General features: G+C 66.0%; 2 pseudogenes. One reads left to right on the forward strand and one right to left on the reverse strand.

What is annotated here, in order from left to right:
- A pseudogene (locus RM704_RS45120) lies at positions 1-127 on the reverse strand (rodlin); the annotation flags it as partial.
- On the opposite strand from RM704_RS45120, the pseudogene RM704_RS45125 reads away from it, so the two are divergent.
- Positions 80-250, forward strand: a pseudogene (locus tag RM704_RS45125) (rodlin); the annotation flags it as partial. The pseudogenes RM704_RS45120 and RM704_RS45125 sit on opposite strands and share 48 nt — an antisense overlap.

The raw sequence follows: 250 nt of genomic DNA on the forward strand, positions 1-250 counted from the left end.
CACAGGGCTTGTTCAGCGAGCCCTGGACCAGCGAGAGCTGCGGGCTCATGTCGCCCTTGGTCACCGAGTTGCCGAACGCCTGGCTGGCACCGTTGCCGCTGAACGACGTGGTCCCCCCGTCGTCGGCACCACGACCTTCAGCGGGAACGACGCCCATCAGGTGTACGGCAACTCGGCCACGTACGGGAACATGAGCCCGCAGATGGCGCTGATCCAGGGTTCCTTCAACAAGCCCTGCATCGGCCTGCCG

It is taken from the genome of Streptomyces gottesmaniae (genome assembly GCF_031845845.1).
GTDB lineage: Bacteria > Actinomycetota > Actinomycetes > Streptomycetales > Streptomycetaceae > Streptomyces > Streptomyces akebiae.